This window comes from Thermococcus sp. ES12 (genome assembly GCF_012027515.1).
Taxonomy (GTDB): domain Archaea; phylum Methanobacteriota_B; class Thermococci; order Thermococcales; family Thermococcaceae; genus Thermococcus; species Thermococcus barossii.
Genome location: NZ_SNUP01000034.1, coordinates 1 through 505 on the forward strand (window position 1 = coordinate 1; position 505 = coordinate 505).

1 protein-coding gene is annotated in these 505 nt (G+C 38.8%); it reads right to left on the bottom strand.

The genetic code is table 11. The features are described 5' to 3' along the window. Positions 1-505, bottom strand: a 505-nt coding sequence (locus tag E3E37_RS10875) for a V-type ATPase 116kDa subunit family protein (RefSeq protein ID WP_305849829.1), incomplete at both ends; no start/stop codon positions are given.

Here is a 505-nt window from a genome sequence, read left to right on the forward strand (position 1 = left end):
TATTAACATCCAAGAAAGTTGATCAAAGATTGCGTCTTTTACTTCCCCATTCCTGAACTTTACTATAAAGCCAAGGGTGTACCCTACAAACAAGTGAATAAGTCCTATAGCCAGTGCTAGACCTAAAACTGTTAATGCACCTCTTAATGGATCTAATAATGCTGGGACATTTATTCCAGCTCTTTGAGGAGCGTCTCCAAAGTAGCTACCAAAGAGAGCCCCCATTACAATTGTGAAGAACGCACTCCAGATTAAGACATTTGAAAACTTGTAGGTCCCATCATTTAGTTTTTTATGTCCCTTAACCAGCAACGCTGCCACGGTAGCTATGATCAGTCCATAAAGGAAGTCCGTAAGCATAAAACCAAAGAAAAATGAATAAGTAAATGCCAGTATTGGAGTTGGGTCTAATTCATTATACTTTGGAACCCCGAACATTTCTGTTAACAGTTCAAAGGGTTCTATAAACCTTGGGTTCTTGAGCTTAATTGGTATCTCATCAAGA